Annotated in this window: 18 protein-coding genes and 1 CRISPR repeat array (1 of these 19 only partly in view); of the genes, 8 read left to right on the top strand and 10 right to left on the bottom strand. The window is 48.4% G+C overall.

What is annotated here, in order from left to right; genetic code table 11:
- Together ovoA and J7438_RS12400 are read right to left on the bottom strand one after the other, a co-directional pair.
- On the bottom strand, positions 1 to 1,662 hold a 1,662-nt coding region (ovoA, locus tag J7438_RS12405; RefSeq protein WP_209276770.1), incomplete at its 3' end, for a 5-histidylcysteine sulfoxide synthase.
- Between the two features lie 583 nt (positions 1,663 to 2,245).
- A complete protein-coding gene (locus J7438_RS12400) occupies positions 2,246 to 2,866 on the bottom strand; it encodes a hypothetical protein (RefSeq protein ID WP_209276769.1) in 621 nt (206 codons plus the stop codon).
- A 379-nt stretch (positions 2,867 to 3,245) separates the two neighbouring features.
- Between J7438_RS12400 and J7438_RS12395 the strand changes: the two genes are divergently transcribed.
- The gene (locus J7438_RS12395) at positions 3,246 to 3,878 is read left to right on the top strand and encodes a hypothetical protein (RefSeq protein ID WP_209276768.1); all 633 of its coding nucleotides are present in this window, start codon (positions 3,246 to 3,248) and stop codon (positions 3,876 to 3,878) included.
- 1,188 nt (positions 3,879 to 5,066) lie between these two features.
- Here J7438_RS12395 and J7438_RS12390 read toward each other — a convergent pair.
- The gene (locus J7438_RS12390; protein WP_209276767.1) at positions 5,067 to 5,414 is read right to left on the bottom strand and encodes a hypothetical protein; all 348 of its coding nucleotides are present in this window, start codon (positions 5,412 to 5,414) and stop codon (positions 5,067 to 5,069) included.
- A 17-nt stretch (positions 5,415 to 5,431) separates the two neighbouring features.
- Between J7438_RS12390 and J7438_RS12385 the strand changes: the two genes are divergently transcribed.
- Positions 5,432 to 6,061, top strand: coding sequence for a glutathione S-transferase N-terminal domain-containing protein (locus tag J7438_RS12385; protein ID WP_101746485.1), 630 nt, complete (start codon positions 5,432 to 5,434; stop codon positions 6,059 to 6,061).
- A 38-nt stretch (positions 6,062 to 6,099) separates the two neighbouring features.
- Positions 6,100 to 6,522, top strand: a complete 423-nt coding sequence (locus J7438_RS12380) for a ClpXP protease specificity-enhancing factor (RefSeq protein ID WP_353620130.1) — start codon at positions 6,100 to 6,102, stop codon at positions 6,520 to 6,522.
- A gap of 48 nt (positions 6,523 to 6,570) precedes the next feature.
- Here the strand turns inward: J7438_RS12380 and J7438_RS12375 are convergent, their stop codons facing one another.
- On the bottom strand, positions 6,571 to 12,012 hold the full coding sequence (locus J7438_RS12375) for a hypothetical protein (RefSeq protein ID WP_209276766.1): 5,442 nt from the start codon (positions 12,010 to 12,012) through the stop codon (positions 6,571 to 6,573).
- A gap of 167 nt (positions 12,013 to 12,179) precedes the next feature.
- On the opposite strand from J7438_RS12375, the gene J7438_RS12370 reads away from it, so the two are divergent.
- The 3 genes from J7438_RS12370 (at position 12,180) to J7438_RS12360 (ending at position 15,824) form a co-directional block, all read left to right on the top strand.
- The gene (locus J7438_RS12370; RefSeq protein ID WP_209276765.1) at positions 12,180 to 12,782 is read left to right on the top strand and encodes an NADPH-dependent FMN reductase; all 603 of its coding nucleotides are present in this window, start codon (positions 12,180 to 12,182) and stop codon (positions 12,780 to 12,782) included.
- A gap of 417 nt (positions 12,783 to 13,199) precedes the next feature.
- Complete coding sequence (locus tag J7438_RS12365) at positions 13,200 to 14,618, top strand: hypothetical protein (protein WP_209276764.1); 1,419 nt, start codon at positions 13,200 to 13,202, stop codon at positions 14,616 to 14,618.
- Positions 14,619 to 14,915: 297 nt separating this feature from the next.
- Complete coding sequence (locus tag J7438_RS12360) at positions 14,916 to 15,824, top strand: ankyrin repeat domain-containing protein (protein WP_209276763.1); 909 nt, start codon at positions 14,916 to 14,918, stop codon at positions 15,822 to 15,824.
- 135 nt (positions 15,825 to 15,959) lie between these two features.
- Here the strand turns inward: J7438_RS12360 and J7438_RS12355 are convergent, their stop codons facing one another.
- From J7438_RS12355 to J7438_RS12340, 4 genes are all read right to left on the bottom strand, one after another.
- On the bottom strand, positions 15,960 to 16,544 hold the full coding sequence (locus J7438_RS12355) for a BON domain-containing protein (protein ID WP_209201168.1): 585 nt from the start codon (positions 16,542 to 16,544) through the stop codon (positions 15,960 to 15,962).
- Between the two features lie 52 nt (positions 16,545 to 16,596).
- On the bottom strand, positions 16,597 to 17,181 hold the full coding sequence (locus tag J7438_RS12350; protein WP_209201169.1) for a phosphoheptose isomerase: 585 nt from the start codon (positions 17,179 to 17,181) through the stop codon (positions 16,597 to 16,599).
- A gap of 98 nt (positions 17,182 to 17,279) precedes the next feature.
- Positions 17,280 to 17,654 carry a YraN family protein gene (locus J7438_RS12345; protein WP_209201170.1) on the bottom strand — a complete coding sequence of 125 codons (375 nt, stop codon included), beginning with the start codon at positions 17,652 to 17,654 and terminating at the stop codon, positions 17,280 to 17,282.
- On the bottom strand, positions 17,632 to 19,611 hold the full coding sequence (locus J7438_RS12340; protein ID WP_209276762.1) for a penicillin-binding protein activator: 1,980 nt from the start codon (positions 19,609 to 19,611) through the stop codon (positions 17,632 to 17,634). Before J7438_RS12340 ends, J7438_RS12345 begins: the two co-directional genes overlap by 23 nt.
- Positions 19,612 to 20,097: 486 nt before the next feature.
- On the opposite strand from J7438_RS12340, the gene J7438_RS12335 reads away from it, so the two are divergent.
- Both J7438_RS12335 and J7438_RS12330 read left to right on the top strand, forming a co-directional pair.
- Positions 20,098 to 20,718, top strand: a complete 621-nt coding sequence (locus J7438_RS12335; protein ID WP_209201172.1) for a T3SS effector IpaJ family cysteine protease — start codon at positions 20,098 to 20,100, stop codon at positions 20,716 to 20,718.
- Positions 20,719 to 20,827: 109 nt separating this feature from the next.
- Positions 20,828 to 21,763 (top strand): T3SS effector IpaJ family cysteine protease, encoded by a 936-nt coding sequence (locus J7438_RS12330; protein WP_209276761.1) that lies wholly within the window; start codon positions 20,828 to 20,830, stop codon positions 21,761 to 21,763.
- A 16-nt stretch (positions 21,764 to 21,779) separates the two neighbouring features.
- On the opposite strand, the gene J7438_RS12325 is transcribed toward J7438_RS12330, so the two are convergent.
- Together J7438_RS12325 and J7438_RS12320 are read right to left on the bottom strand one after the other, a co-directional pair.
- The gene (locus J7438_RS12325) at positions 21,780 to 22,802 is read right to left on the bottom strand and encodes a hypothetical protein (protein WP_209276760.1); all 1,023 of its coding nucleotides are present in this window, start codon (positions 22,800 to 22,802) and stop codon (positions 21,780 to 21,782) included.
- Positions 22,803 to 22,977: 175 nt separating this feature from the next.
- Positions 22,978 to 25,344, bottom strand: coding sequence for a hypothetical protein (locus J7438_RS12320; RefSeq protein ID WP_209276759.1), 2,367 nt, complete (start codon positions 25,342 to 25,344; stop codon positions 22,978 to 22,980).
- A 202-nt stretch (positions 25,345 to 25,546) separates the two neighbouring features.
- Positions 25,547 to 25,824: direct repeats of the CRISPR family, unit length 28 nt; unit sequence TTTCTAAGCTGCCTGTGCGGCAGTGAAC; it runs 4,197 nt beyond the window's last position.

The raw sequence follows: 25,824 nt of genomic DNA, 5'->3' as shown, positions 1-25,824 counted from the left end.
AATGAATCGGGCAGAGAAGTCGATGCCGTCCACATGTTGAAACCAGCGGGCCAGTTCAAAGCTGGTGCGCCCTACTGAACAGCCCAGGTCCAGTGCCCGTGTTCGGGGTGTATCGCCACTGACTTCATAACAGAGACGGGCACAGGCTTCAGGGTAGTTGGGTACATCAAAGTAAGACTCCCCAAAATGGAACGCCAGATATTGGGCAACCAGGGCATCACTTTCATAAGGGTTGCTGGAGGTATTGGTCATGGCACTGGACTCTACGTAACGGAAACCGGCATGCTGGAAAAAGTGGCGGCGAAAGGCGTAGCGGGATTCTTTAATAGCGTAGTTGCCGGTTGATATCCAGCAACCCCCTTTAATCAGGTTGTGTCGTCCATCAAAGGTCGGGGTTGAGAAATCATCGTAGCAGGGGTGAACACGGAATCCTTCATAACCGTCAATGGGGGTGGTGGTCCATTGCCAGACATTCCCGATAATGTCATATAGCTCTCCGGTTCTGAATTGGTCAACCGGGCAGGATGAAGACCAGTATTCGAGATTGATATTTCCGGGGGCTTTATCCCACCAGGGCTGGTCAGTACTGATGGCCTCCCTAAGGTGATACCATTCGGCTTCACTGGGCAGCTGAATCTGTTTGCCGGTCACTTCTGACTTCCAGCGACAAAAGGCCTGGGCTTCATGACAGTTGACGTCTACCGGCCAGTTCCAGGGCATATCGATCTCTGCCAGCATGGTGCGGTAGCGATAACTGTCCCCTTCGGGGATCCAGAATTCGGGGTGGCGCGCTTTACCATCCGTGTTGCTGAACGTGTTCCAGGCCCAGCCTTCATCCGTCCACCAGCGTTCATTGTCATAACCACCGGCATCAATAAAGGCTTTAAACTCCTGATTGCTCACCAGGTATTCGCTGGCTTTGAAGGGTGCCACATCAACCTCGCAGCATCCATATTCATTGTCCCAGCCGTAGAGTAAATTATCGTAATCTTTGCCCAGGCGAAGTGATCCTCCGGGCATCTCAATCAGGCGGTTTTCCGGTGCTGACCCTGTGTCTGTGCAGTGTTGCCAATAACTGTGCGGCCTGACGTAGGAGATTGGTAGCTGGCGAATCAGTACCGATGAGGTTTCAAGGTGAATGCGTTCATGTTCAATGCCCATCAGAATGATCCAGGCCTGACTCTCCCAGTTGATGGGTATCTCCAGTGGCATGTTCCGGATGAAGCCGGAAACCAGTGCCCTGACTTTACTGCGGTAGTCACGAACCTGTTGCACGGTTGGCCATTGGTAGTTGTTTTCGTCCAGATCATCCCAGGACATTTCATCCACACCAATGGCAACGGTGGACTCAATATAAGGGTCAACTCGTTCCGAGATCAGTTTTGCGGTGATCAGTTTGTTAACAAAAAAAGCGGCAGTGTGCCCATAATAGAAGATCAGCGGGTGACGGAGGGGTATTGCCTTTTCGTACCAGGCTTCCTGGCAGGCCAGGGTTTCAAACAGCAGCTCATATTGATCAAACGTCTGGTGGAAATAATTTAATAACTCCTGTCGTTTGTTCTCAGGGCTGCTGTCATTTAGAACTATAGTTCGTGTTATTTTTTGGGGATGATCGTCCGGGGTGACACTGTGGTCTATTTGACTCGCAGTATTCTCAGCCACGTTTCCTCTCCTGAATGTTGATGTGTGGGGCGTTGAGCAATCAGTTAGGCGTCAGCAGAACCAGCACTAAACAGTATGGCGTGTTTCATTATAGAGAAACAGCATATCCATGACTTATTGCTGTTAAACGATAGTGTACGGAGCAAATGCAATAGGTGATCAAACAGCAATCATCCAGATTTTATGTGGACAATGTTGTGGATAAGCCGTTAGGTGATCAGGGAGAGCATTAGGTCAGACAGCTTTACTGATATCGACTATTTTTTGACCACTCTCGCAGCAGCTAACCCAGTCAGAAAAGGTGCTCTATATTCATGCATAACAACTTTCCGAGGCTGCGTAACAACGTGCCCGGAAATTTTTCCAACGCTCACTGGTGGATGCTGCCGAGTATTTAGGCACTAAGTACCAGGCCATGTATGGCAAGCGGATGGAGCAGCTGCTGAACTATCTGGAGGAAACCGACAGAATAAGAAACGGAGCGAACCATTCATGGGCAAGATTAACAAATCAGGAGTAAACCAGACAGCAGGTTGTTTTTTTCACTTTTCATCAGCCAACCAGCGAAAGCCCCCATTATTAATTACCAAAAGCCGAAGCCCGGTAAACCCAGAGAGGTTGAGCCGCCAGAAGTCAGCCTGTAGGCACCGGACGCTACTTCCGAGGTTGATCTACCACTAACGATTTCAGAGATAGCATAAGTAGTAGGGTGAAGGGAGCAAACATTGCCGATGCTTGGCAATAGAGAAGAAGAGTACAGTCCTGGCTGGGACTGAACTGGTGCTGTGCGGATGGAACCAGTTCCCGGGTTAGGCGGAGGTTCAGCCGTTAGTGGCTCCTGTTTATGTTGCTGACTAACTGCAAGGGGGCCCAGTTCGGTGGAGGTAGCGATCTCTCGATTACGAAGCGTAATGTAATCGCAGTTGTCTTCGCAGGCATTTACACAAAGACACATGGTGAAAGAAAAGCAAATGCCAACAGACATGCCGCCGAAGGCACCAACGACAGTTTTGCCAACTGTGCCTGCAGTATTATAGGCTACAACACCACCAATAGCAGCACCTCCAGCGGCAGCCAACGGTGTAGTGATGCCACACGCAAGGCGATCTTGTTTAATTCGCTCACAATTAAGGGTGTAGTCACATAACCGGTGAGCCTCTGATTGTGTTGTCACCGTTAAAGACCTGGCATTAGAGATATTCATATACCTTAATTATCCTCAGATTATTTGTTACTTCCGACCCATAATTTTTTTAGCAATAACGTTGGCTGCGGACAGACAAAGTTATCCGACTTAATTATTCCTAAAAAAGTTCCTTATGAATTACCACAATAAGAGATAATTTCCTGTGGCGAATGATCGGAAGCAACTTGCTGGAATTTCCTTATTCATGTACTCAATTAGCAGGCTCATCAAATCAGGAAAGCTGGTGTCAGGTCTTCCATTATGCAAACGCCTCTTCTTATCTCTATAAACGACAATTGTTATACATAATGAAAGACCTGCCCCCAGCTTTTGATGAGGAACTATTCCTTGCATACCTTGTCCGAGAAATCACATATTTAATTTAAAGCGGTAAATTATGAATGTATCCAATTCAGGTAGCGCTTCAAGCTTACCGCCTGCCTATGAAGCTGTTATGGCAGAGACATTAGGTCCAGAGGTTGCCCGATTTATTGAATCAAAAGGTGGATATGCCACGGAATTACAGAGCAAAAATTTGCTCGATTATTTGATCAAGGCACATAATGCCCGGCACAGTCAAAACTACTGCTTATCTCGCGGATCAGTGACTCAAGAGACTTCTTCCGGCGGTGTATCAGTTGCAGAGAAGACGCGACAGAAAATACAACAGAAATATCCAGATATGGACAGCAAAATTGCTGAAATTTCAAGTTGTATATCCCATGGCAAGGAGGTGTTGAAAGACGTTACACGAAGAAACTTGATCTTTTTGCATAATCTTGTTGAAACATATGTTCAGCAGGAGTTAATTAACGTAAACAACAAATGTGACCGTTTTAAGGATCTTGATCCGTACGCTTCTAACGCATGTCTGAATGTTGATGATTATCGAGCAGCGGATAACCCAAAGAATGCAAAAAAACTATTAATGGAGGGTTTAGATATTCCTTCTTTTCGTTGCGGGGATGATCAGGCTAAAGCGAAAATAGAAGCCTTATTCAAAGCAGCTCTTGGTGTCGACCTATCGTAATTGGCCGCTTTTATCCTTCTTATCATTCACGAAGCTTGTTTTAAATGGCTGTGACCTGACTTAATCGTCGGGTCAACGATTTCAGTTATTCGAGTGCTAAAGCCGTTTTAATATTTATTTTTGTTATTAACTAATCACTCAGTGAAGATATGTTTGATTACAAAACATCAATTGCGTCTTGTATTGATATTAACCTTCATATGGCAGAAGTAATCATAGAGCCTATTTCTGTTGCAACCCCTCACTTTTCATCAGCCAAACTGTGCCCCCCCATTATTAATTACCAAAATCCGAAGCCCGGTAAATCCAGAGTGGTTGAGCCGCCAGAAGTCAGCCTATAGGCACCGGACGCTACTTCCGAGGTTGATCTACCACTGACGATTTGGAGATAGCATGAGTAGTAGGGGGAATGGAGCTAAAATTGCCGATGCTTGGAAATGGAGAAGAAGAATACGGTCCTGGCTGGGACTGAACTGGTGCTGTGCGGATGGAACCAGTTTCCGAGTAAGGCGGAGGTGGTTCTGACAGGAACCGAACAGACGCTGTAGGGTCGCAGCCAGTTCCCGGGTAAGGCGGAGGTTCAGCCGATAGTGGCTCCTGTCTATGTTGCTGCCTAACTACAGAGGGGGCCGGTTCGGTGGAGGTAGTGATCTCACAATTACTAAGCGTAATGTAATCGCAGTTATCTGCGAAGAAATTTACAAAAAGAAGCACGGCGCAAGAAAAGCCCATGCCAACAGTCAGGCCGCCGAAGCCACCAGCTACGGTTTCGCAAACTGTGCCTGCAGTAGTATAGGCTACAGCACTACCAGTGGCAGCACCTCCAATGGCAGGGATCGTTGTAGTGATGCCACACGCAAGGCGATCTTGTTTAATTCGCTCACAATTAAGGGTGTAGTCACATAACCGGTGAGCCTCTGATTGTGTTGTCACCGTTAAAGAACTAGCATTTGAGAAATTCATATACCTTATTATCCTCAGATTATTTGTTACTTCCGATCCATAATTCTTATTAACAATAATTTTGGCTGCGGACAGACAAAATATCTGACTTAATTATTCCCAAAAAGTTCCTTATGAATTACCACAATAAAAGATAATTTACTTCTTTCTCTTGAAAATATACCTGTCAAATCGTCACTGGAAGGACAATATATTACTGTATCAGTCCAGGCGACTTGGGATGAGCTAATCGATATTCCGAAACAGGATAATTCCGGTTCTGAGCTGGCACCCGGCATTATGCTGGATTTCAGCGTTTTTACCATGGGCGGCACTATGTTTGCCAATGCCATGGGATTTCTGATAACCCGGTCTGACAGCTACTGCCACTGTGTTCAGTCTCATGCACTCTGTCGGCAGGTTATTGTTGTAGTAAGTATTTGCGTTGCTGGGACTATTATGGCAGGTACAAAGTTTGCTATGATAGTGCGTTATTTCGCGGGCGGCTGTTTTACCCGTTGTGCGGTAGCCTGTGGTCATCCTCCGGCTATTGTCATGGCCGGGATTGTTGCCGAACTCTCTCATCCTTTGCATGAAGGCGGGGGTACTTCATGGCTGTAGTTGCCAAAAAGTCATCCATGATTTTTTTCTCGGATCCAGCTGACCATTACTGTCACCGGGTTCGTATTGTACTGGCAGAAAAGGGCGTTGCGGTTGACGTTCAGAATGTAAATCCGGAAAACCTTCCTCGGGAGCTTTCCGATCTGAACCCCTACAACAACGTTCCTACGCTGGTTGACCGGGAACTGGTTCTTTATGAACCCAACGTCATGATGGAATATCTGGACGAACGTTTCCCACATCCACCGCTGCTGCCGGTTTATCCAGTCAGCCGCGCCCAGAGCCGACTGATTATGCACCGCATTCAGAAAGACTGGTGTGCCCTGGTGGATACTATTCTGGATCCCAAAACCAAGGAGACACCAGCGGCCCGTGCTCGTAAAGAGTTGCGGGAGAGTCTGTTGGCGGTTGAGCCTGTGTTTGCTGAAATGCCGTTCTTCATGAGCGAAGAGTTTACCCTGGTGGACTGCTGTGTGGCACCGATTCTCTGGCGTCTGCCATTGCTGGGTGTTGAGCTGCCGAAACAGGGTAAGTCTATTCTGGACTATGCTGAGCGTTTATTTGAGCGTGAGTCGTTCCAGGAAAGCCTTTCTGAAATCGAAAAGGAAATGCGTGAATAACCTGGCTGGCGGCGTGAAGTGTTTGTCCGGAGGCTGTTATGACAATGACCAGTAGCCGTTCGTATATTGCCAGAGCATTGTATGAATGGATTCTTGATAATGATTGCACACCCTATATTCTGGTGGACGCCTATCGCCGTGGCGTTGAGGTGCCCCAGGAGTTCGTCAAGGATGGCCAGATCGTTCTGAACATCTCGCCAACCGCAGTGCGGGCTCTGAATATTGGTAATGATTACATTATGTTTGACGGCCGTTTCGGTGGTCGCGCCCTGACGATTACCGTACCTGTTCCGGCATTGATGGCTATTTATGCCCAGGAGAATGGTCAGGGAATGGTCTTTGAGGCGGAACCCCTTGATGAGCAGGAAGAGGCGGAAGAGGTCCAGGCAGAAGTGCCGGATGAAGAGCCTCCTCAACCACCGAAAAAGCCGGGGCGTCCTCACTTAAAAGTGGTTAAGTAGCCCGTTTATCTGCAGATCCTGTGAAAAGAGCCGCTATGCGGCTTTTTTTCAGGATGCTTTGATGAGCTTCTGTACAAAACTACTCTGTTGCGGCTCAAGCAGGTGGGCTTTGAAATTTTCCATATCCCGGGCAAACATTTCCATCTTGTGGACGATTTCAATGATGGAATGGTTGGTCAGGGTTTTTTCCGGTGTTGAACCAGAATTGCTTTGTGCGTCAGACGGTTTGTTTTTTGAGACAACATTGCCAAAGTGCTGACCTGAAATTGATCTCCTGGCCATTACTTCCCGTATGAGCGCCAGCAGTTGCCTTCGGCAGTTCAAGAGCTTTATCAGATTTTCACTGGCTGTTTGTATATTAGAGACAAAACAGGTAATACGATCTTGTGCTTCGATCATCAGTTCAAGGTCAAATTTGATCTGTGATAAATCCTGTGTTTCCTGATCACTGTCCAGGGTGAATAGTTGCAGTACATTGATGATCTCTTTTTGCAGCGTAAATGCATCTTGCAGCATCTGTTGGTGTGTTGAGAATAATGTTGCCAGTTCAGAAATTTTATCACTCAGTTTTTGTATAAATGGATTATGTAAGGTGATTTTTGTATTTTTATCGAGTTTTGACAGCTCTGTTTGTCTGGCCAGATCGGCTTCCATTTTTTTCAGATAGTCAGTGGAGCACACTAAAATACCCCGGCTTCTCTGCATACCCTGAAGTACGAAATTAAAAAATTGTTTAATCAGTATCTCGGATCGTAACGACTTTATCTGAACAATCAACAGTGAGTCGTCCGGCGGGTTATTCAGTATCTCCAATACAAGGGTATTGGCCTGTGATAGCTGCCCATTCCCAAAATATTGCCATGCCGTTTTCAGTGAATCCAGTGAGCCTGTTTTGACGTCCAAAGAAGTGGTGTCTTTGGGGGCGTCAACGTTATCGCTACTGGCTCTGCCGGGTGGTTGATGATTTTCTGCAGAGGTGGATTCTTCGCTGTCGGATTCATCGGGATTTACAGTATTCTGGTTGTCTTGTTCTGAGACGATTGCTGATAGTTTGCAATTAATAATGGATTCTAATTTTTGCTGTTCCCTGGCATTATTTTCCTGCTCTTCTTTGATTAAAATATTCCAATACTTTTCTGCTTCAGCATTTTTAATCTCCAGCTCCTGACTGGTCATTTTTTTGAGCCTTTCTAATTGGGGTGACCAGATGGACTGATAAAAATTGACCTGTTCGGTTGAATCAAATTTTCCCAGTATTTTTTCAACATTTTGGTAGAGAATGAGTTGGTCCTCTTGATCATAATTATCGTCTTGTTTTGCTGTTATGTACTGAATTTTCAGTAATATTTTATCAATAAGAGGGTTGAATTTTGTGAGAAATTCATGGTCACTCAAGTCCAGTGTAATGATCAGCTCAAGTGTCTCCAGCAAATTGATTTCATCGTGGCAACCGACTATCCACTGTTTGATCAGATTTTCCAGGGAGGCGACATTTCTATCGCTTATACAGTTTGGAACAATGCGCTTACAGGAAACCAGGATCAATACCATGTTTTTTAAGAATTGTTCAGAGCTATCGGTGTAATGTAATGGGTTCAGCAATTCGATGAAGTTGGCTACCAGTTTGTCCAACTTATGATGTTGTTTGACGGTAATGTATTCTATTGACTCTCTGGTAAGCAGGGTATTGTGAAATTCTATTAATCTCTGCGTCACGTCCTGATCAAACAGTAGCTCTTCTTTAATATGAGCCAGTGCAGCAAAACCGTACAGTGTGTTGTATGTTAATATTGCTTCTTGCATTTTGGTTTTTTCCAGAAAATTGTTTTTTGCCCTGTCTTTGGAGGCTTTTTCGAGTTCCCGGGTAATGATGGGGATATCCCGGGTGGCCAGTTCAATGCTCTGGTCAAGTAACAGAATGGCCCGGGTATAAATATTGTCTGCTTTTCTTGTTTTTTTGGGATTGGCATCCTGATATAGCTGCAATAAGCCAGCTGACAAATGGTCAACACGGTGTTTCAGGGTTCGAACAATCTCTACCGCTTTCCTGGTTTGTTTTTTTGCTTCCAGTTTCTCGTTTATTTTGTACTTTGCCTGCAATATCGGGTCTGCGCACCGTGTTTTATTGGCATTAGCAGAGCTGGCCGGTGTGTATTCCCTACTGTTTCTGGCGACGAGTGATGTTGTGTCTGCCGTATCGGGTTTTTGCCTGGCATCGTGGGTCGGGAGTTCCCGGATGGGGCTGCCATTATCAAGCAGGAATTTTATTTGGTGATCCATTAAGAACTTGAACGTCTCAAAAGACTCAGGCAGTGCCTGCCCCAGCAGGGTTGCTGTTTTGCTGTAGGCGTAGGTAAACCAGCTGTGAGCCCATAGTGTTTCGGTAGCTCGTTGTGCCTTGATTGCGTAGAGCAATGTTTTCAGGCTGGCCGTCTCAAGGTGGTGTCGGATAAGATCAATATGAGGCATCCAGCTGTGGAGAAAAGGCGCTTCTTTTTGCAGGTTGCACTGCGGGTCAATACGGGAGATCAGGCGAATGGACATATAAATAGCCGATAGTCCCGCCGCCTCTTCATAATGACTGATATCAGCCCCGTTATCAGTGGCCATTATGTAGGCAATGGCTGATTTTAAAAAGAGCGTCAGGGAGCGTGGAATGTCACCTCGGTGCAGGAATATATTGCCCTTGTATGCGCAGTTCAGCAGTGCCGAGCGTATTGTGGTGATGTCGGTTTTAGCTGATTCAGGGGAATCACTGATTAACAGTGTCGGGGTTAATAAGCTGTTGATCTCTTCATTTACCGGGAAATTCAGATCAATCGCTTGCCAGTCAGCGGTAGAAAAATTCCTTTTTTCTATAAAATACACAGCATTGTAAATCTGTTGGGGAATAATAGTCTGGTAATCAGGGTAGATCTCGTCGAACTCGACAGGAAGAGTGAAGCGCAGCTTATGAAATGTCTGGTTGTTGCAAGTTGGGTTGAACGGCTGCATGGCAAGATTGAATGCTTCAGGAGATCCGGTCCGGGCCGCCAGAATCGCCAGTACAATGGAGGCTTTTATGTGCCCTGCACGGTTTACGGTATGCAGGTCCCTGAGTATTTCAGTCATGAATATCGGGTTGTTCACGTCACAGTGATGAATGATCTTATGCAGTGCCAGAAACAGTATGGATTCTATGTGATTTAACCGCTTTCCTGTTTCCAGTGCTAATAGTGTCGTTTCCGAAAAGGCTCTCATGTCAACCGTTATCGGATTCGTCTGGTCGGGTTCCTGAATAACCTTTAACACTTCATCAAATAAACTGTCGCCCAGGTTATCCAGTTTTTTCTTACTCAGGTTATTACTGGTTTTCGGGTTGGATATCAGGGTTAACACGATCTGAATTTTTTTCTTGATGCGTTCCTCCGGGTCGGGCTCTCTGGTCTCTTCAGGATTCGCTGGTTCGGCTGTTGTTTCTTTTGATGGTGTTTTTATTTTTGCAACACTGCAAGCTGGTCTTTCCGGGGGTAGACTTCCGGTTTTCTGTTCGACAACATCTGAGCTTTGGTGTGCGCGGCCCAATGTCTCTTCAGTGATGGTCTGCTGATGAGCTGGTGGTTGGCTGGCGTGATGTTGTGGCTGTTTACACTCAGTTTCTTGAGCCCGGACAGGCGCAATAAGATAATGTTCAGCCATCATATAGGGCCTGAAAACGTTAATCAGCCCTGGCGATGGTGAGGCTGAATAATAATGGTCTCCTCCGGAGTGAGCAATAAATAATAAACTGGTTATTCGTGCATCATTCGCATCGCTATTAAACAGTGCTGGCTGTTTAGCCCGTAATGTTTTAATCAGATTTGGTGTTAATTGGTTGGCTTCATGAATACTGTGCTTATGTTTCTCAATATTTTGTTTTTTGGGATTGACTTTCAGCAAGATAATGGTTGCCCCGGTGATGATAGCCATTATGTGCAATAGAGAGCTCCATCCGTAGTGGGCGGTATCATTGGGATTACCTGCCGAATCGGCAATGGTACGGCTCTCCAGCAGGTCATTGATGGATTTGCCAGGCTCCGGAAGGATCAGAGTATTCAGTTCCTCGTGCTCAGAGGCGCTCAATCCGGCGTTGAGTGCGCAGGCTATCCAGTAGTGGATTATAAACCTTACCATGACAGGACGGATAACAACCTGCTCATGCGCAGTATTGTGGAGCGAGGTGCCCAGCAGAAAATTATACGTTTTCAGGAAATTGGTTGCCGCTGCTGTGTTTTTATTCAGTCCACTGGCAAGGGACGCGTAAAAACAATTGCCATCTTTTGCCGTATTTTCCAGATCAAAATCATTTCTCAGCAAAATCATCAGTTCATTGAATGAGTAAGCAGTTTCATGCCTGCATTTGTCGGACGAAAGAATATTGATCAACGCCCTTTTTTCCCGGGATCTGGAATGTTTTAGCTCATAGGGCGAACCAAAAAAACTGTGATATAGCTGATCAACAGAGTAGATGTTCCTGATTAAAGTAATTGCTTCAACAAACCCTCTATTCAGTGCCTTAAATGCTTCTGAATAAAGACTCTGATTTTTTGGGTGATAGTAAAGGGTGCAAACGTGCTTCTCTATTTTTGAAAGAGTCATTGTGCAATTGAGTATGACTCTCAGTTTTTGATTGTCTTCTGTCGTTGTGATTAAGTTGTCATGAAGTTTTTTCAACGAAAGAAGGTCGAGAGCCAGATAACCCATGGTCGACAAAACAGGAATAGTACCTTTGTACTGTGTACTTATATGGGTGGGGATTCTGATGACATAATCATCCCGGATGAGGTCCAGTTCTTTCATCCATGTGGTTTTAACCGAGCACTCAATTTTAATCCAGGGTTTTCCGGTATGAAACAGGGTTAACTGCCCTGATAAAGGTGATAGCTCAGCATTATACGGATGGTAACCAACAAGACGGAGGTTTGGGCTACAGTCTTTCCAGGGGAAATCTTCGCTAAACACAATTTGTTGCAGTCTTCGATTGAGTTGAATAAGCAGATTGTTGGTGGTTTTTTCATCATTCAACAGTATATCAATATCATTCACATTTTCATTGATACGAGTGTGTAGCAGGTCAATACCACAGGAACCAAAAATAACCAGTTGACCCGGATGATCATTGTGAAAGTGCATGATTTCCGTCAGCACTTCATGGAAGATAGCCCGCTTGGCTGTTGCCAGAGAGGGTTGTGTTATTTTTGCCGCACTGGCTAACGGCAGGTCTTTTTGCGCGATTTCCGGGGGAGGGCTCGATGCTGCGCCATGCTCAGAAGTTGCTTTAACTACTGATGCAGGGTTTATTTCTTCGATTTTATAGCCGGTTAGCGGTTTTTCCAGCGAAGTATTTGATGGCGGAGTCTGACGATTTAATTGTGTGTTAAAAGTATCGGTGCGAGCAGTGCCGCTGGTGTTGACCCCGGTTAATAACGTTGCTGATGACGCTGCGTTATTTGTTCCATTGGATACCTGCATAGTGAGACCTTGTTAATTTTATTTATTTAAAATACCTGAGGGCCTAATCATAGCAGTGCAGGAAGCGGTAGTGACGATCTGGCAAGATTGGTAAAAAATAAACCCGGATGTTGAAACTCTCTGTTAAAGTTCTCAGTGCAATTGTCCAGAGCAGAACAGGAAGAAAAATGAAGCTTGCAATTATCAGTGGCAGTCATCGATTGGAATCCCAGAGTGAGCGGATCAGTCAGTTTTTGGCGAACCGTGTGCTTGAGCTTTCCTTATTTGACTCGGTTGAGATTCTATCGCTGGCGGGCAACCCGCTTCCCCATTGGGATGAGTCCATCTGGCGTGGTGATGAGCAGTGGCGGGCCAGACTGGCACCCTGGAAACAAAAATTGAAAGAAGCGGATGCGCTGATTGTCGTGGCACCGGAGTGGAGCGGCATGGTACCGGCCGGGTTGAAGAACTTTTTTCTACTGTTTGGTACCGCTGAGCTGGGCCATAAACCCGCATTGATTACGGCGATTTCTGCCGGGCAGGGTGGGGCCTATCCTGTGGTGGAACTTCGTACCAGTAGTTACAAGAATTGCCGTATCTGTTATCTGCCTGATCATGTGATTGTCCGTCATGTCGGGCAGGGGTTCACTGGAGAGGATCCTGAAGGGGACAAGCATCTGCAGGACCGGGTGGACTACTGTCTTAAACTGCTGAAGGCGTATTCAACAGGGTTACAGCACGTCAGAGTCAGTGGGGTCGTTGATCACAAAACGTTCCGTAATGGCATGTAGCTGTGATACTCGGGAGACTGTTTTCGTCAGCCTCCCGGTTCCCGTATTGCCTTACCATAGAATTCAATGGCTATCTTCCGCCTGGTTGAATTTCCTTTTGTTATAGAACTATTTAAGCCAACGTGTAGTCCACCATCTGGTCTGGGGTTGATCGGTGGTTGCTGTTTTCATTTTTCTACAAAGGCATCTAAAGCCGATGATCAGCCTCCTAGGAGGCTGACCGAGAATAGCGCCCGTAGCGAGGATGGCAGAAAATTGAGGATAAAAATTCCGTTTTGTGAGGTGAATAGCGGGGCTATTTGCCGAACAAAACGGAATTTTTAGACCAATTTGCTGCCACCGCAGTAGGGCAGTCTATTCTCGGACAGCCTCCTAGTCCATGCCACATATCAATTCATCAGTTGAAGAGGTGCTCAAATGACTGTTGGCAATGCTTCCCTGGCTCCCTTGCCCAATGTCTCATTTCCCGTCGGTGCTGAGGTAGCAGGATCAGCGGACGTTGGAACCTTTCAATCCAGGTCTGTGGATGCAATCGACCCGAACCTGCCTCTGACCGGAGGGGATGTTGGTAAGGCAAGGATTTTATCTGAGATAGAGAAAGACGGTGGTAAATCAATACACGACAGATTGCTGGAAAAGCTTCACCTGAATGCCACAGGCTGTGCAAATGACTCTGTGGATGGGGGCGGCCGGGAGCGGCGCAGTGCTGATACCGGGCAACGGGATGTCTCACGCAAGTTGACTTCGGTTCCTGTCATTATTGATCCGCAAAGACCGCTGGGGCCTGAAGATCTTACGGCGGATGATTCGTACATGCGGGTAGGTGGCAGCAGGAATCCGGATAGCTTGCAGGTCAAGATTGATCGGGATAACCAGGTTGTATTTCGAATGACGCATCATGACTCTCACGGAAATGCCACGGTATCAGCAGATAACGATATTGGTGTCAGTCCCTGCTTTGTGTCCCGGGGGGAAGACATCACCAATCCTGATCTGGGCAGAGCCATGGGGGTATTCCATGATCAGTCTTATCAGTGCAGCAGTAATGTGCTCTCATACGGTGAGCTGTCCCTTAAACTGCAAACCGGTGACAGACCCGTTGAGGGAACGCTGTTTTCCCTGGAGGAGACCGTTGATTCCAGGCTTTATAAGAGCGCTGATGGCTATCTGTCACACCTGACACCGGATGCGTCGGTGGCAACCTATGAAGCATTGAAAACAGAAGGGGTGACATGGGAAACAGGCAGTGTGTCTCCCATTGCCCTGAGGGTCATGAGTCATGACGGTAAAAACTACCTGACGCTGCAGGCCAGCGCCTACTATGAGCAGTTTAATACCGGGAATCAAGAGTGCATGCCCTCATTTGCAGGGGCGGCAACCTCGCTCAATCAGGCGAAATGTTGTGATGGCGTTCAGGATGGTAAATATCTTGCCGTGATGCCTCTTCCTGAGGGCTGGTTTGATATTAAGTATCAGGTTCAAAAGAGTGAGTTTTCAACCACCGGGCGGGCAGCTGGCGGGGAGGTGAAACTGTGGGTGGACGGTGAGTTAAAAGCAAGAGCCTTTTGTCGTAACGGTAATAATAACCAGTTGGTTTTTGGCGGTGGTGATCTACGCCCCAAATTTGGCTTGTTTGACGTGTCGGCCAAAAAGCTGAAGGCCAAATTCAAAAAACCTTCGTTTTCTGACTCCTTCCAGAGTGAGAGTGCTTATGTCAATGAACGGGCAAATTATGCAGGTCATCCACATGTCAAAGGCCAGTGTGACAGACAGGTTGGTGGGTCCCATTATGATCCAAGAAACCCATACGGCTGGTTGGAGGTTGGCATAACCTGAACAACATTCAGCTGGCTGGCCGGGGGCTACAGCTCCTGACCCTTACCGATAGGTCTAAAAATTTCCGATTTTTTATCCTCAATTCTCTGCCATCCTCGCTAAGGGCGCTATTCTCGGATAGCTTCCCGGTGCAGCTAAGCGTTGATGGCGATATCGTTCGTGCTGAAGCTTGTCGAAGTACGGAGGCACCCTCCTTCGACAAGCCTCAGGATGAACGGGGTGTACGGGTATTAACGCTTTTCTGCTCCAGACCAAACAATGCGGTGATCTATGGATTCAATTAGCAGGTTTTTTGGATTGTCCTCCTATCAGCGATTTGATGAACCCGGTTCTGCCAATTCTGAAGCAAGCTGTGCCAATCCCTACAATGAGCCCGAAGCACTGGTGGCTTGCAGGGTCGGCAATCTCGGGCGTCTGAATAGGGAGCTGCAACATGACAGGCTTATTGTTAATAAGGATTACCGGTCCGTAAAATCCGGGGATATCGTTTCCTTGCTGGTTATTGCAGTTGCTCACAGGCATGTTGAGCTGGCTCGACTGCTGATCGATCAAGGAGCTTATGTTGACTATGTCACTAAAAATGGGTTCACGCCGCTCATGTGTGCTGTGAAAAAAGATCATGTTGAGCTGGCCCAGCTGCTGATCGGTAAAGGGGCTCATGTTGATCAGGCTGATGAAAAAGGGTTCACGCCGCTCATGAATGCTGCGTTTGAAGGTTATGTTGAGCTGGTCCGGCTGCTGATCGACGAAGGGGCAAAAGTTAACCTGGCTAATAAAAAGGGGGTTACGGCGCTCTATATGGCAGTTCAGGAGGCTAATAATGAGGTGGCCCGGTTGCTGATCAGCAGGGGCGCTGATGTTGATCTGGCTGCTAAAGACGGATCCACACCGCTCGCTTGTGCAGCGGACCATGGGAATGTTGAGCTAACCCGGCTGCTGATCGACAACGGGGCTAAAGTTAACCTGGCTACTAAAGACGGGGCCACGCCACTCTTTTTTGCCGCTCAGGATGGTAACAATGAGATTGTTAGACTCTTATTAGCTGGTGGAGCAGACCCAAAGAAAAAAATGAAAACCCTGAGCTTGGGCCTTTTTTCTTCAGCCAGGTCTCCTCTTGGCGCTGCCATAAAGTACAGCGGAGACGAAGAAACTGTGAAAATGATAAAAACCGCCATAAAAGAAAGAAAAGTCCAATCATCACAGTGAATGCCCATCGCTGCTTGCTGGTCAGAATGCTTCTTACGGTGCATTCGATAAGCTGGCATCAGTGGTGTTGACCGGCTTCCAGCTCATCAAAAAAACATACCAATCGAAAGTTCGATTGGTATTTCTGTTTGTTGATTATCGAACGTACTCAAACACCTTGACAACGCGAGAAACGCCGTAGGTATTGGCGGCAATCGATACGGCCTCCTGTGCCATTTTGGGCGTAATGAGTCCCATCAGATAAACCGTTCCCTGTTCCGTATTGATTTTGATTCGGTCAGCGATAACGGCTTCATTGGTCACCATTGAGGTTTTGATTTTGGTGGTTAACCAGCTGTCGTTACTTTGCACCAGGATATCGGCGTTTGGGCCAATTTCCAGCTCATTGTAGACCTGGCGGACCTTTTCCACCCTTTGTGCCGTCTGGCCAGCCAGCTTTTTCAGGTTTGCGTTGGGAACCTGGCCAATAAGCAAGACAGTACCGTTAAAGCTGATCACCTTGACTCTTGACTCTCTCAGGGCTGGATCTGCCTTGTTAATGTTCACGGCGGTGACGGTTTCAATGGTCTGGTCATCTATCCAGGACCCCCAGGTCCGTTTGCTGTTATCAATGTTGACAGGCTCTTCGTTAACGGAGTCAACCAGCGCGGCGCAACCACTTAATAAGGTCAGTAATCCGGTGAGCAGGCAGGTGGAGAGCGCAATGCCGATAGGTTTCATGATTACCCTCATGCAGAGTGAAAAATTAAGGTTTTCTGGAGATGATGCCAGGTTATTCAGCGGAAAACAGAAACTCATCAATCAGATCGCACAGGCAATGAATAATCAGGGTATGCACTTCCTGTATGCGCTGTGGGCTGATGTCAGGCACCCTGATTTCCACCTCTTCCGGGTGGAGCAGGCGCGCCATGTCACCGCCGTCTTTGCCGGTCAGGGCAATCACCTGAATGTTCCTGTCATGGGCGGCCTGTATGGCCTGAACCATGTTGGGGCAGTTGCCGTGGGCTGAGATAGCCAGCAGTATGTCACCTTCATGGCCCAGTGCCCGTATCTGTTTAGAGAACACTTCGTTGTAACTTGAATCGTTAGCGATGGAACTCATGGTCAGGCTGTCTGCGCAAAGTGACAGGGCTGGCAGGGCAGGGCGTTCACGATCAAACCGGTTAAGCAGCTCAGAAACAAAGTGTTGGGCATCGCCAGCCGCGCCGCCATTGCCACAGGCCATGATTTTTCCCTCGTTCAGCAGAGATTGAACCATCATCTCTGCTGCATCGGCAATGAGCGGAGGGAGAGTATCGGCCGAGCGGATTTTGGCGTCGATGCTGTCGGAAAAGTGTTGCGTTATACGTTCATGCATGCCTGAAACCTTGAAATGAAAACCATCCGGTTTTCTTTCTTCTGAAGTCGCTCTTCTGAACAGCGATCAGAAGATTTCTCTGCTTCTAAGATAACTTCTTAAAAAGCACTTTTAATCCATTTTAAGCTGTTTTGCCCTGTGCCGTCATGATTGTCAATGGATATTGCATCAAATCGACAGATCCTGTGGCTGTGCTGGCGGTATTTTTGCAAATAAACGGCGGCGGTCTTGCGAATTTTCTGTTGCTTGGTTCGGTCAATTGAGCTGGCGGCATTACCGAATTGGACATGGCTTCGTGAGCGAACTTCGACAAAAACCAGGGTGGCGTGGTCCAGCATAATCAAATCCACTTCACCGGCTTTGCAGGCAAAGTTTCTATGCAAAAGCGTCAGTCCCTGCTGCTGCAAAAACAACAGGGCGCTTTTTTCTGCCTCGGCACCCTTTCTGCTACTAAGGTTGAGCTTCCAGGGCATAGAGGACGGAAGTAGTGGTGGTTACTGGTTTTGTCGCTCTGTTTTTCACAGAGGTGACACGTTCCGGGGTTTTGGGCTTCACGATAGGGAGTGGCGTGAGTCGGCCATTCCTGAATATTTGCCACGAGAGTTCACGACGGACTTTTCCGCTCGGAGCAATACTTAATGATCCGGTCATTCCCTGCAGTTGGCTGCCTTGCAGGTTTACCAGTTGCTGGAGTCTTGGGTAGAGCTTGTAGGCATCGGCACCCAGCGCGTAAAGTGTGCCCAGTTGGCCTTTGGATTGTTGCCACAGGGTATTGATCTGCTGTTCCAGCGGATCCGGTGTTCCGGGAATTAACCACGGCATAACAGGAACCCGAATACCGTCCATATCCTGATCCTGACTGGTATTGGTGATGCCTGAAAATGCGCTGGATGTTGCATAGACCGGAACATTGCGTGCGTATTGATAGGCCAGGGCAGGCTTGATCTGTCTTCCTTCCTGAGGGCTGGCACCAATAAAGACCATGTCCACGTCCTGGCGCCGACGAGCCTGGAATCCCAGGTTTTCGCCCAGAACACGTTTCAGCTGTCTGGCTCTCGCTTCGCTTTGATCGGTGTGCAACAGCCTGCCAGCCAGGGCGCTGAACTGGGTTTGCGGGTCAAATTCACCGGAGCCGACAACTTCACCGCCGAGTTCTTCCCATCGGGCTGCAAAAGTGGCGTTGATTTTCTTTCCCCACTCGGTGTTGGGTGTAATGATAATGGCCGTCCTGTGTCCATCCAGTTTGCCTCGTTCAGCGGCCATAATGGCTTCATCTTCTGCCGAGAGCCCGAATTGGTAGAGACCCGCACGATACCCGGCCGGTGTTGCCGGTACTCCATCAACGGACAGCGGGTCGGCTGCGTCCTCAATATAGTTCAACGCCAGAACCGGGATGCGGTTGGTAATATCACTGTTTATCGCTTTTACCCGGCTTTTACTCAGAGGGCCAATAATCAGCTGTGCTCCCTCCTCAATGGCCCGGGTGGCCAGATCGTTGATATCGGTGTCCTGGGTATTATAAAACTGAAGTTCCGGGAGAGGTTCTCCTGACCCCATGGCTTCATAGTGAGAGGCCAGCAGGCCGTCTCTAAGGGCTTCACCGACCTTGCTCAGCCTTCCGGACAGCGGCAGTAGCAGAGCGATTTTGTCAGGACGCCTGGTTGAGCTGCTCTTCAGGGTTTCAAAGTCCCCGGGCAGATACTTGTGCGCCGGATGGGATGACCAGTCCCGCTTCCACTGTTCAAGTCCGGCCAGTTGCTGATCCAGGCTGCGACCGGTTTGATAGATTAAGGCCAGGGCCAGCCAGCCTTTCAGTTTTTGTGACTTTTCCTGTTGATACAGGCTGCCGAGCTGCTCCGCCGGGACATGCAGGAGTGTCTGCCAGAAGCTGTCGTAATGTGGTTCACGTTCTGCTTCGGTCAGGTAGGGGCCAGCCAGCAGCCACTCATCCAGGGAAGCCTGATATTCACCAAATCTGGCATAGGCAAGTGCTTTCAGAGTATGCGCCCGGGCATTAATGGAGGTGCTGTTACTGACAATAACGGCCTCGCGATCAAGCCACTCAAACACCGCCCAGTCCTGACTGTTGATCTGGGCAATCTGAGCCTGCTGAACCGCCAGTTCCGCCTGGATTGGCTTTGGCAGTTGCTGGTACGGCATTTGATCCAGAATCTGCTGTGTGCGGGTTGGTTCTTTACTCATCAGCTCTCTGGTGATGGCAAGCGTCCGGGTGGCCCGCTCCGGGTAACTGAGCCGCGCTGCCTCGGCCAACTGCTGGTCGATGCTTTTGATCGATTTTGCGATTGGCACAAGTGGACTTTTAGGCTGTGATGAGCAGGCAGTCATCAGTGCAGGAATAAGCGCAGCGATAGCAATGGCTGCCAGCTTTCGGGGCAGGCTGTTACTCAGAGCGGTTGTATAAGTCATCATTTGCAGTCGTGGGCCAGAGGGGGCTTTGTTAATAGCTTCGATTGTACACAGGCCATGGAATCGACACTATAGGTTATGGCTATTGTTGGTTCGAATTTATACCGTTTCCCCTTTTGCCGGAGGCACAGTGATACTTACGTTCAGTGAATGAGTGTTAGCCATTCTTGCCTTCCTGTTATGCTTTCTATCCATCAAAACTATTAGAATCGTTGTGAATCGATTATTACGTGCTGTTTCACATAAGCGTTTGGAGAAGCAATGAGCGTAGTTGGCGATACCAGCGTGGAGATCTCCGGCAGGGATGTTGCGTCATATTTTTACCATACAAAATCAGGGTTGTCCTGTTTGCTCGGGGCGGTCTACTGGCTGTTTCGCTGGAAGGTGACGCGTCCGGCCGAGGAGCTGCACAATATGATTTGGGCATACAGAGAATCTTATTTTATCCATTCGTTTTTGCAATCCCGGGTTGTGACAAAGGTTCCTGAAATGGTAACGCAACTGCCAAAATCACAATATAGTAATAGCTGTGGTGCCCAGGCTTTAAGACAGGCTGCATTCGACCTTGGTGTCAGCCATCTTCCTGACAAGGAGATATATAAATTTCAGGGGCAAAGTATTGCAGACGACAGTGCTGAAGAAGCGATTTATGGTATTTCAGGCCGGTTGCTTGATGACACCATGAAGCGGCAGTTAACGTCTCCAAAGTATGGCGGTTATAGCTTACCTGATGGAATGCTGGCTGCTGCCAGGGAGTTGGGGCTTGATGGCCGGTTTTATTGCTCTTCACTACTTTTGAAGTACTATCTGAAGCTTTGTTACCCCAAAGAATGGGGCAGGGCTTCAGCGCTTTGCCCTGTAAAAAACAGTTCGCCACCAAAATTAAGCCTGAATGAGCGATGCATTCATGCGGTAAGACGCGAAGATACAACAGCGCTTCATTGGCTTATGGAGAGGCCCGATGGCAGCTGTTATGACCCCAAGGATGCCGCTCTCTATAAAAGTCTTGAACAGTACAGTCAGTCCAGTGGTTACTCATACACAGGCGTAGCTTTATTAATCTGTGATCGCAGTGCATACCCGGGTGGAGCGGGGCCGGTGGTTAAGTAATTGTCAGGTTTGCTTGCTGCTTCGTCACTCAAGTTTTGGTGATGACGAAGTAAGATACTCCAAATGCCCAACCACTGTTGGGTTGTGACAGCTATTCAGGGAAGAAAATATGGGTGTTGCTATCAGTGAAGGTTATGTGCAGTTTTCCGGTCGTGATGCTGCATCCTGTATCTACAATACCGGCAAGGGATTGGGCAGGCTTAAAGGGTTTGCCTATTGGCTGTTTCGCTGGAAAGTGACGGTGCCGGAATCCAATGTGGTCAGGCAAATCTGGGATTTGCGTGATGCCAGATTTATCAAGTCTTACCTGGGCAGCAGGCGCGTAACATTGGTTGGTGCAAACCACTTCGATACCTTGCCAAAGCAACAGTATCACAATAGCTGTGCGGCAAGGTGCCTGCAGCAAGCAGCTTATGAGCTTGGTATAAATCAAATACCCAACAACAGACTCTATCAATTTAATGGCCAGTCCATTCTCGACAGAAGTGCTGAGGCGGCGATTTATGCAATTACCGGCAGGCTGGTCAGCGGTAATGGGGAGTTGCAGCCTGATCTTCTGGGAGACCTGAATAACGGCCCTGCTTCCGGTCCTGTGGGTATCAGGAATGCTGCCAGACTGCTTGGGCTTGATAGTCGCTTCTATTGCTCATCATGGCTTACCGAGTGGTATTTTGGGCAGAGAGATCCTGTCAACTGGAGAGAAATTAAACAATATTGTCCGGTGCATCGCACTTCACCGCCGAGGTTGTGCCAGAATGAGCGGCTGCTGGTACATGTTTGCAATTACTCCATGCTCGGCCTGGATGATCATGGTCTCAAAGTCCGGCGGGATCACTATATTATGCAGCGGCCAGATGGCAGTTGTTATAATCCGGACACAGGAATCAACTACCCTTCCGTGAAAGCCTACGCCAGGCGAACGGGAATAAGGCCCAGTGGTGCTTATATGCTGGTCAGCGATAAAGATTCCTATGCAACACTGCCTTCCCTTAAAAGCAGGGCCGGTAGTGTTGGAACAGGCAGGAGTGTTTTTGCTGGTGGTTAAAACTAAACGCTTCTGATTACCTCCTTGTTATCCGGGCAGGAATTTTCGATTCTCTTGTACTCAATTCCAGCTGGGAACAAAAAATATTTCTTTCGCGCCACCAGCCACCCCGTTCATATTCCCTGACCACCGCATCCGGAGTGACCGGCTGGCCATTCAATGGCAGATTTCTCAGGCAACATGTCTCTTTGAAGCGTGCCACTTCCAGTGTTGCCCCGACTGACTGATAATTCTTAACCACTTCATCCGGAGTGATCGTCTGGCGATTCAAGGGCAGATGTCTCAGGCAACATTCTGCCTTGAAGCGTGCCTCCTCCAATGTGGCCCCGACGGCCCGGAAATCCTTAACCACCGCATCCGGAGTGACCGGCCGACCATTCAGCGGCAGCCTCCTCAGGCAACATTCTGCTTTGAAGCGCGCTACCCCCAGAGGTGCCCAGGCGGCCTGAAAACACTTAACCACCATATCCGGAGTGACCGGCTGGCCATTCAGTGGCCGCCTCCGCAGGCAACATTCCGCTATGAAGCGCGCCAGCGGCAGTGCTGCCCCGGTTGCCTGATAACCCTTAACCACCGCATCCGGTGTGACCTGTTGACCATGCAACGGCAGTCTTCTGAGGCAACATTGATCCAGAAAGCGCGCTATCGCTAATTTGTACTTATGATTTCGGTCTGGCATCCGGGTGAATTCCTGAATGACCTGATCCGGAGTAATCTTTCTTCTGTTACATCGCACGTGCCGTAAGCAGAGCTTTTGCAGGAAGAAGCCGCTTCTAAGAGAACTGCTGTCCATTCCGTAAACGGTAAGCACATCAGCCGGGGTTACTTTACGTTTTTGTAATGGTTTTTTTTCCCAAAAGGCATCCTCAACATCTTTGCCATCCAGGGGAACGGCGGTACCTCCATAATACTGATGGCTGGTGACTCTTTTACCGTTAAAGGTACTGTTGAAGCGGTCAGGAAACCGGCTTGAACCGGCTTGTTGATCAACCCGGCTGGCAGGCCCCGGGTGATAGTAAGCTGAGGCTGTTGCTTGCAAAATAACCCCCTGACTACAAATAACGACATTTGACCTCAATATAACTATCAGGTTCCGTTTATGTTGGGAGAGGGCATCAAATATACCACTCTTTGCTGCAACAAAACGTAGTTAATGAGCGGCAGTCTACTTCTAGTAAGTCTCATTATCGATAACTGGCGTTACTTTCAAGAAATCATGAAATACTTAAAGTTAACTCAGATTTTGCAGGCAATGGCAGATGAGAATAAAAAAAATCTCGATCATGTAACCAGCCTCCCCGTTCATATTCCTTAACCACCTCATCCGGTGTGACCAGCTGGCCATTCAACGGCAGGCCCCTCAGACAAAATTCCGCTTTGAAGTGTGCCAGCTCCCGGGTTGCCCTGACGGCACGGTAACCCTTAACCACCTCATCCGGTGTCACCAGCTGGCCATTCAACGGGAGGTGCCTCAGGAAACATGCTGTTTTGAAGCGCGCTATCCCCAGTTTACCTTCCAGACTATTCGGGAAGTGCTTGTCCAGCTCATCCGGTGTGAACTGCTGGCCACTCAACGGCAGGCCTTTCAGGTAACATGCCGCTCTGAAGTACGATAACTCCAGTTTGGCCTGAAGTGCCTGATAGTGTTTAATCACTGTATCCGGTGAGACCTGCTGGCCACCCAACGGTAAGCCCCTCAGGCAGCATTCTGCTTTGAAATACGCCATTCTCAGTTTGCCTTCCGGACTAACCGGGAAACCCTTGACCACCTCATCCGGTGTGACCTGCTGGCCATTCAACAACAGGCCTCTCAGGCAACATTCCGCTTTGAAACGTGCCAGCTCCAGTGTCGACCTGGCTGTCTGAAAGTCCTTAACCACCGCATCCGGCATGACCTGCTGGCCATTCAACGCCAGGCCATTCAGGCAACATTGTTCTTTAAAGAGCATTGCCTCAAGTCTGCCTTCCGGACAATCCGGGAAATCCTTCATCACCTCATCCGGTGCAACCTTTTGGCCATTCAACAGCTGGCCCCTCAGGCAACACTCTGCTTTGAAGCGTGCCAGTTCCAGTGTGGCCCTGGCGGCCTGATAATCCTTAACCACTGAATCCGGTTTGACCTGCTGACCATTCAGCGCCAGGCCCAAAAGGCAACATTGTCCCTTAAAGCTGGCCAGTTCCAGTATTAATTTGGCGGCCTGAAAATCCTTAACCACCGCATCCGGTGTGACTGGCTGGCCATTCAATGACAGGCTTTTCAGGCAGCATTCGGCTTTGAAGCGCACTAATTCCACTGTTGCCCTGATTTCCTGAAAGTCCCTGACCACCTCATCCGGTGTGACCTGCTGGCCATGCAAAAGCAGGCCCCTCAGGCAACATGCCTCTTTGAAGCGTGCTTTGCCCAGTTTGCCTGCCGGGCTGTCCGGAAACTCCTTGTCCACCTCATCCGGTGTGACATGATGGCCATGCAACGGCAGACCTTTCAGACAACATTCTGCTTTGAAGCGCACCAGCTCCAGAGTTGCCCTGGCTGCCTGAAAATCCTTAACCACCGCATCCGGTGTGACCTGCTGGCCATTCAACGTCAGGCCCCTGAAACAACAATCCTCTTTGAAGCGTGCCAGGTCCAGTGTTGTATTGGCTGCCTGAAAATCCCCGGCTATTGCCCCCGGAGCGACCTCCTGGCCATTTAAAGACAAGCCCTTCAGGTAACATTCCGCTTTGAAACGTGCCAGCTCCAGTACTGCCCCGGCTGTCTCATAATCCTTAATCACCTCGTCCGGTGTGACCTGCTGGCCATTCAACGGCAGGCCTTTCAGGTAACATATCTCTTTGAAGCGCGTCAGCTCCAGTGTTGCATTGATTGTCAGATAACCCTTGGCCACGGTATCCGGCGTGACGTGCTGGCCATCCAACGCCAGCCCACTCAGGCAATATTTCTCGATGAAGCGCGCTATCCCCAGTCTGCCTTCCGGACTAACCGGGAAACTCTTAATCACCTCATCCAGGGTGACTTCCCTGCCATTTAACGGCAGCTGCTTCAGGCAACATTCTTGCTTGAAACGGGCGAGCTCCAGTGTGGCTTTGGCTGCCTGATAACCTTCAACCACTGCTTCCGGTGTGACCTCCTGACTATTCAACAACAGACCCCTCAGGCAACATTCCGCTTTGAAGCGAGCTATCGCTAATTGCTGCTTATCGTTTCGACTTGGTTCCCGGTTGAATTCTTGCATGACCTGATCTGTGGTAATCTTTTTATTGCCATATTGAATATTCTGTAAGCAAAGTTTTTGCAGGAAGAGGCCAGACCTTAGAGAGCTCTTGTCATATTTATAATAAGCTTGAAGCACTACAGCCGAGGTGACTTGACGCCCGTTTAATGATTTTCTTTTCCAAAAGGCATCCTCAATCCATTTGCCTTCATCCGGGGTAGTTTTTCTCCCTCTGTGAGACTGAAGATTTGATATTCTTTTACCGATGAATGTGCTGCCGGAGGGGGCAGGAATCCCGCTGGAACCGGTTTGTTGACCGACCCGGAAAACAGGCTTTGGGTGAGAGTAGGTTGATGCTGTTGCTTTCAAGATAAACCCTGCACACTTGGACTATAAACACCGCCTTTCGACCTCAATATGATTATTTGGTTCCATTTATGGTGTTGTGGGGAGAGGGGTAAACATCCCTCTATATCCCAAAAGTTGTTGATAGTGGTGGGGCGTTTGTCTTGTTTTGGGGGTGGCTTTGCGACAGTGGACTTGAATTGCTGGCCAACAACTTCGATGTGGTTTTCTATGCTGCTTGTGCGGCAGTGAACTCAATGGCGCTGATTGAGAGCATTCGTAAGCATTTCTAAACTGCCTGTGCGGCAGTGAACGCCTGTTGGCGAAGTTCCTGCAAGTTGTTAACTTTCTAAGCTGCCTGTGCGGCAGTGAACGGTATCGCAATATGAAGCATTTGGATAATGTCTTTCTAAGCTGCCTGTGCGGCAGTGAACACACCAGCATCACCCTGGGTGATCACTTTGACTTTCTAAGCTGCCTGTGCGTCAGTGAACCTCGGCGGCT

The sequence above is a fragment of the Thalassotalea sp. G20_0 genome, assembly GCF_017744175.1.
Classification (GTDB): Bacteria; Pseudomonadota; Gammaproteobacteria; order Pseudomonadales; family Endozoicomonadaceae; genus Endozoicomonas.
The sequence above is the reverse complement of the archived record's forward strand: the minus strand, read 5'-3'. Positions and strand labels throughout refer to the sequence as shown.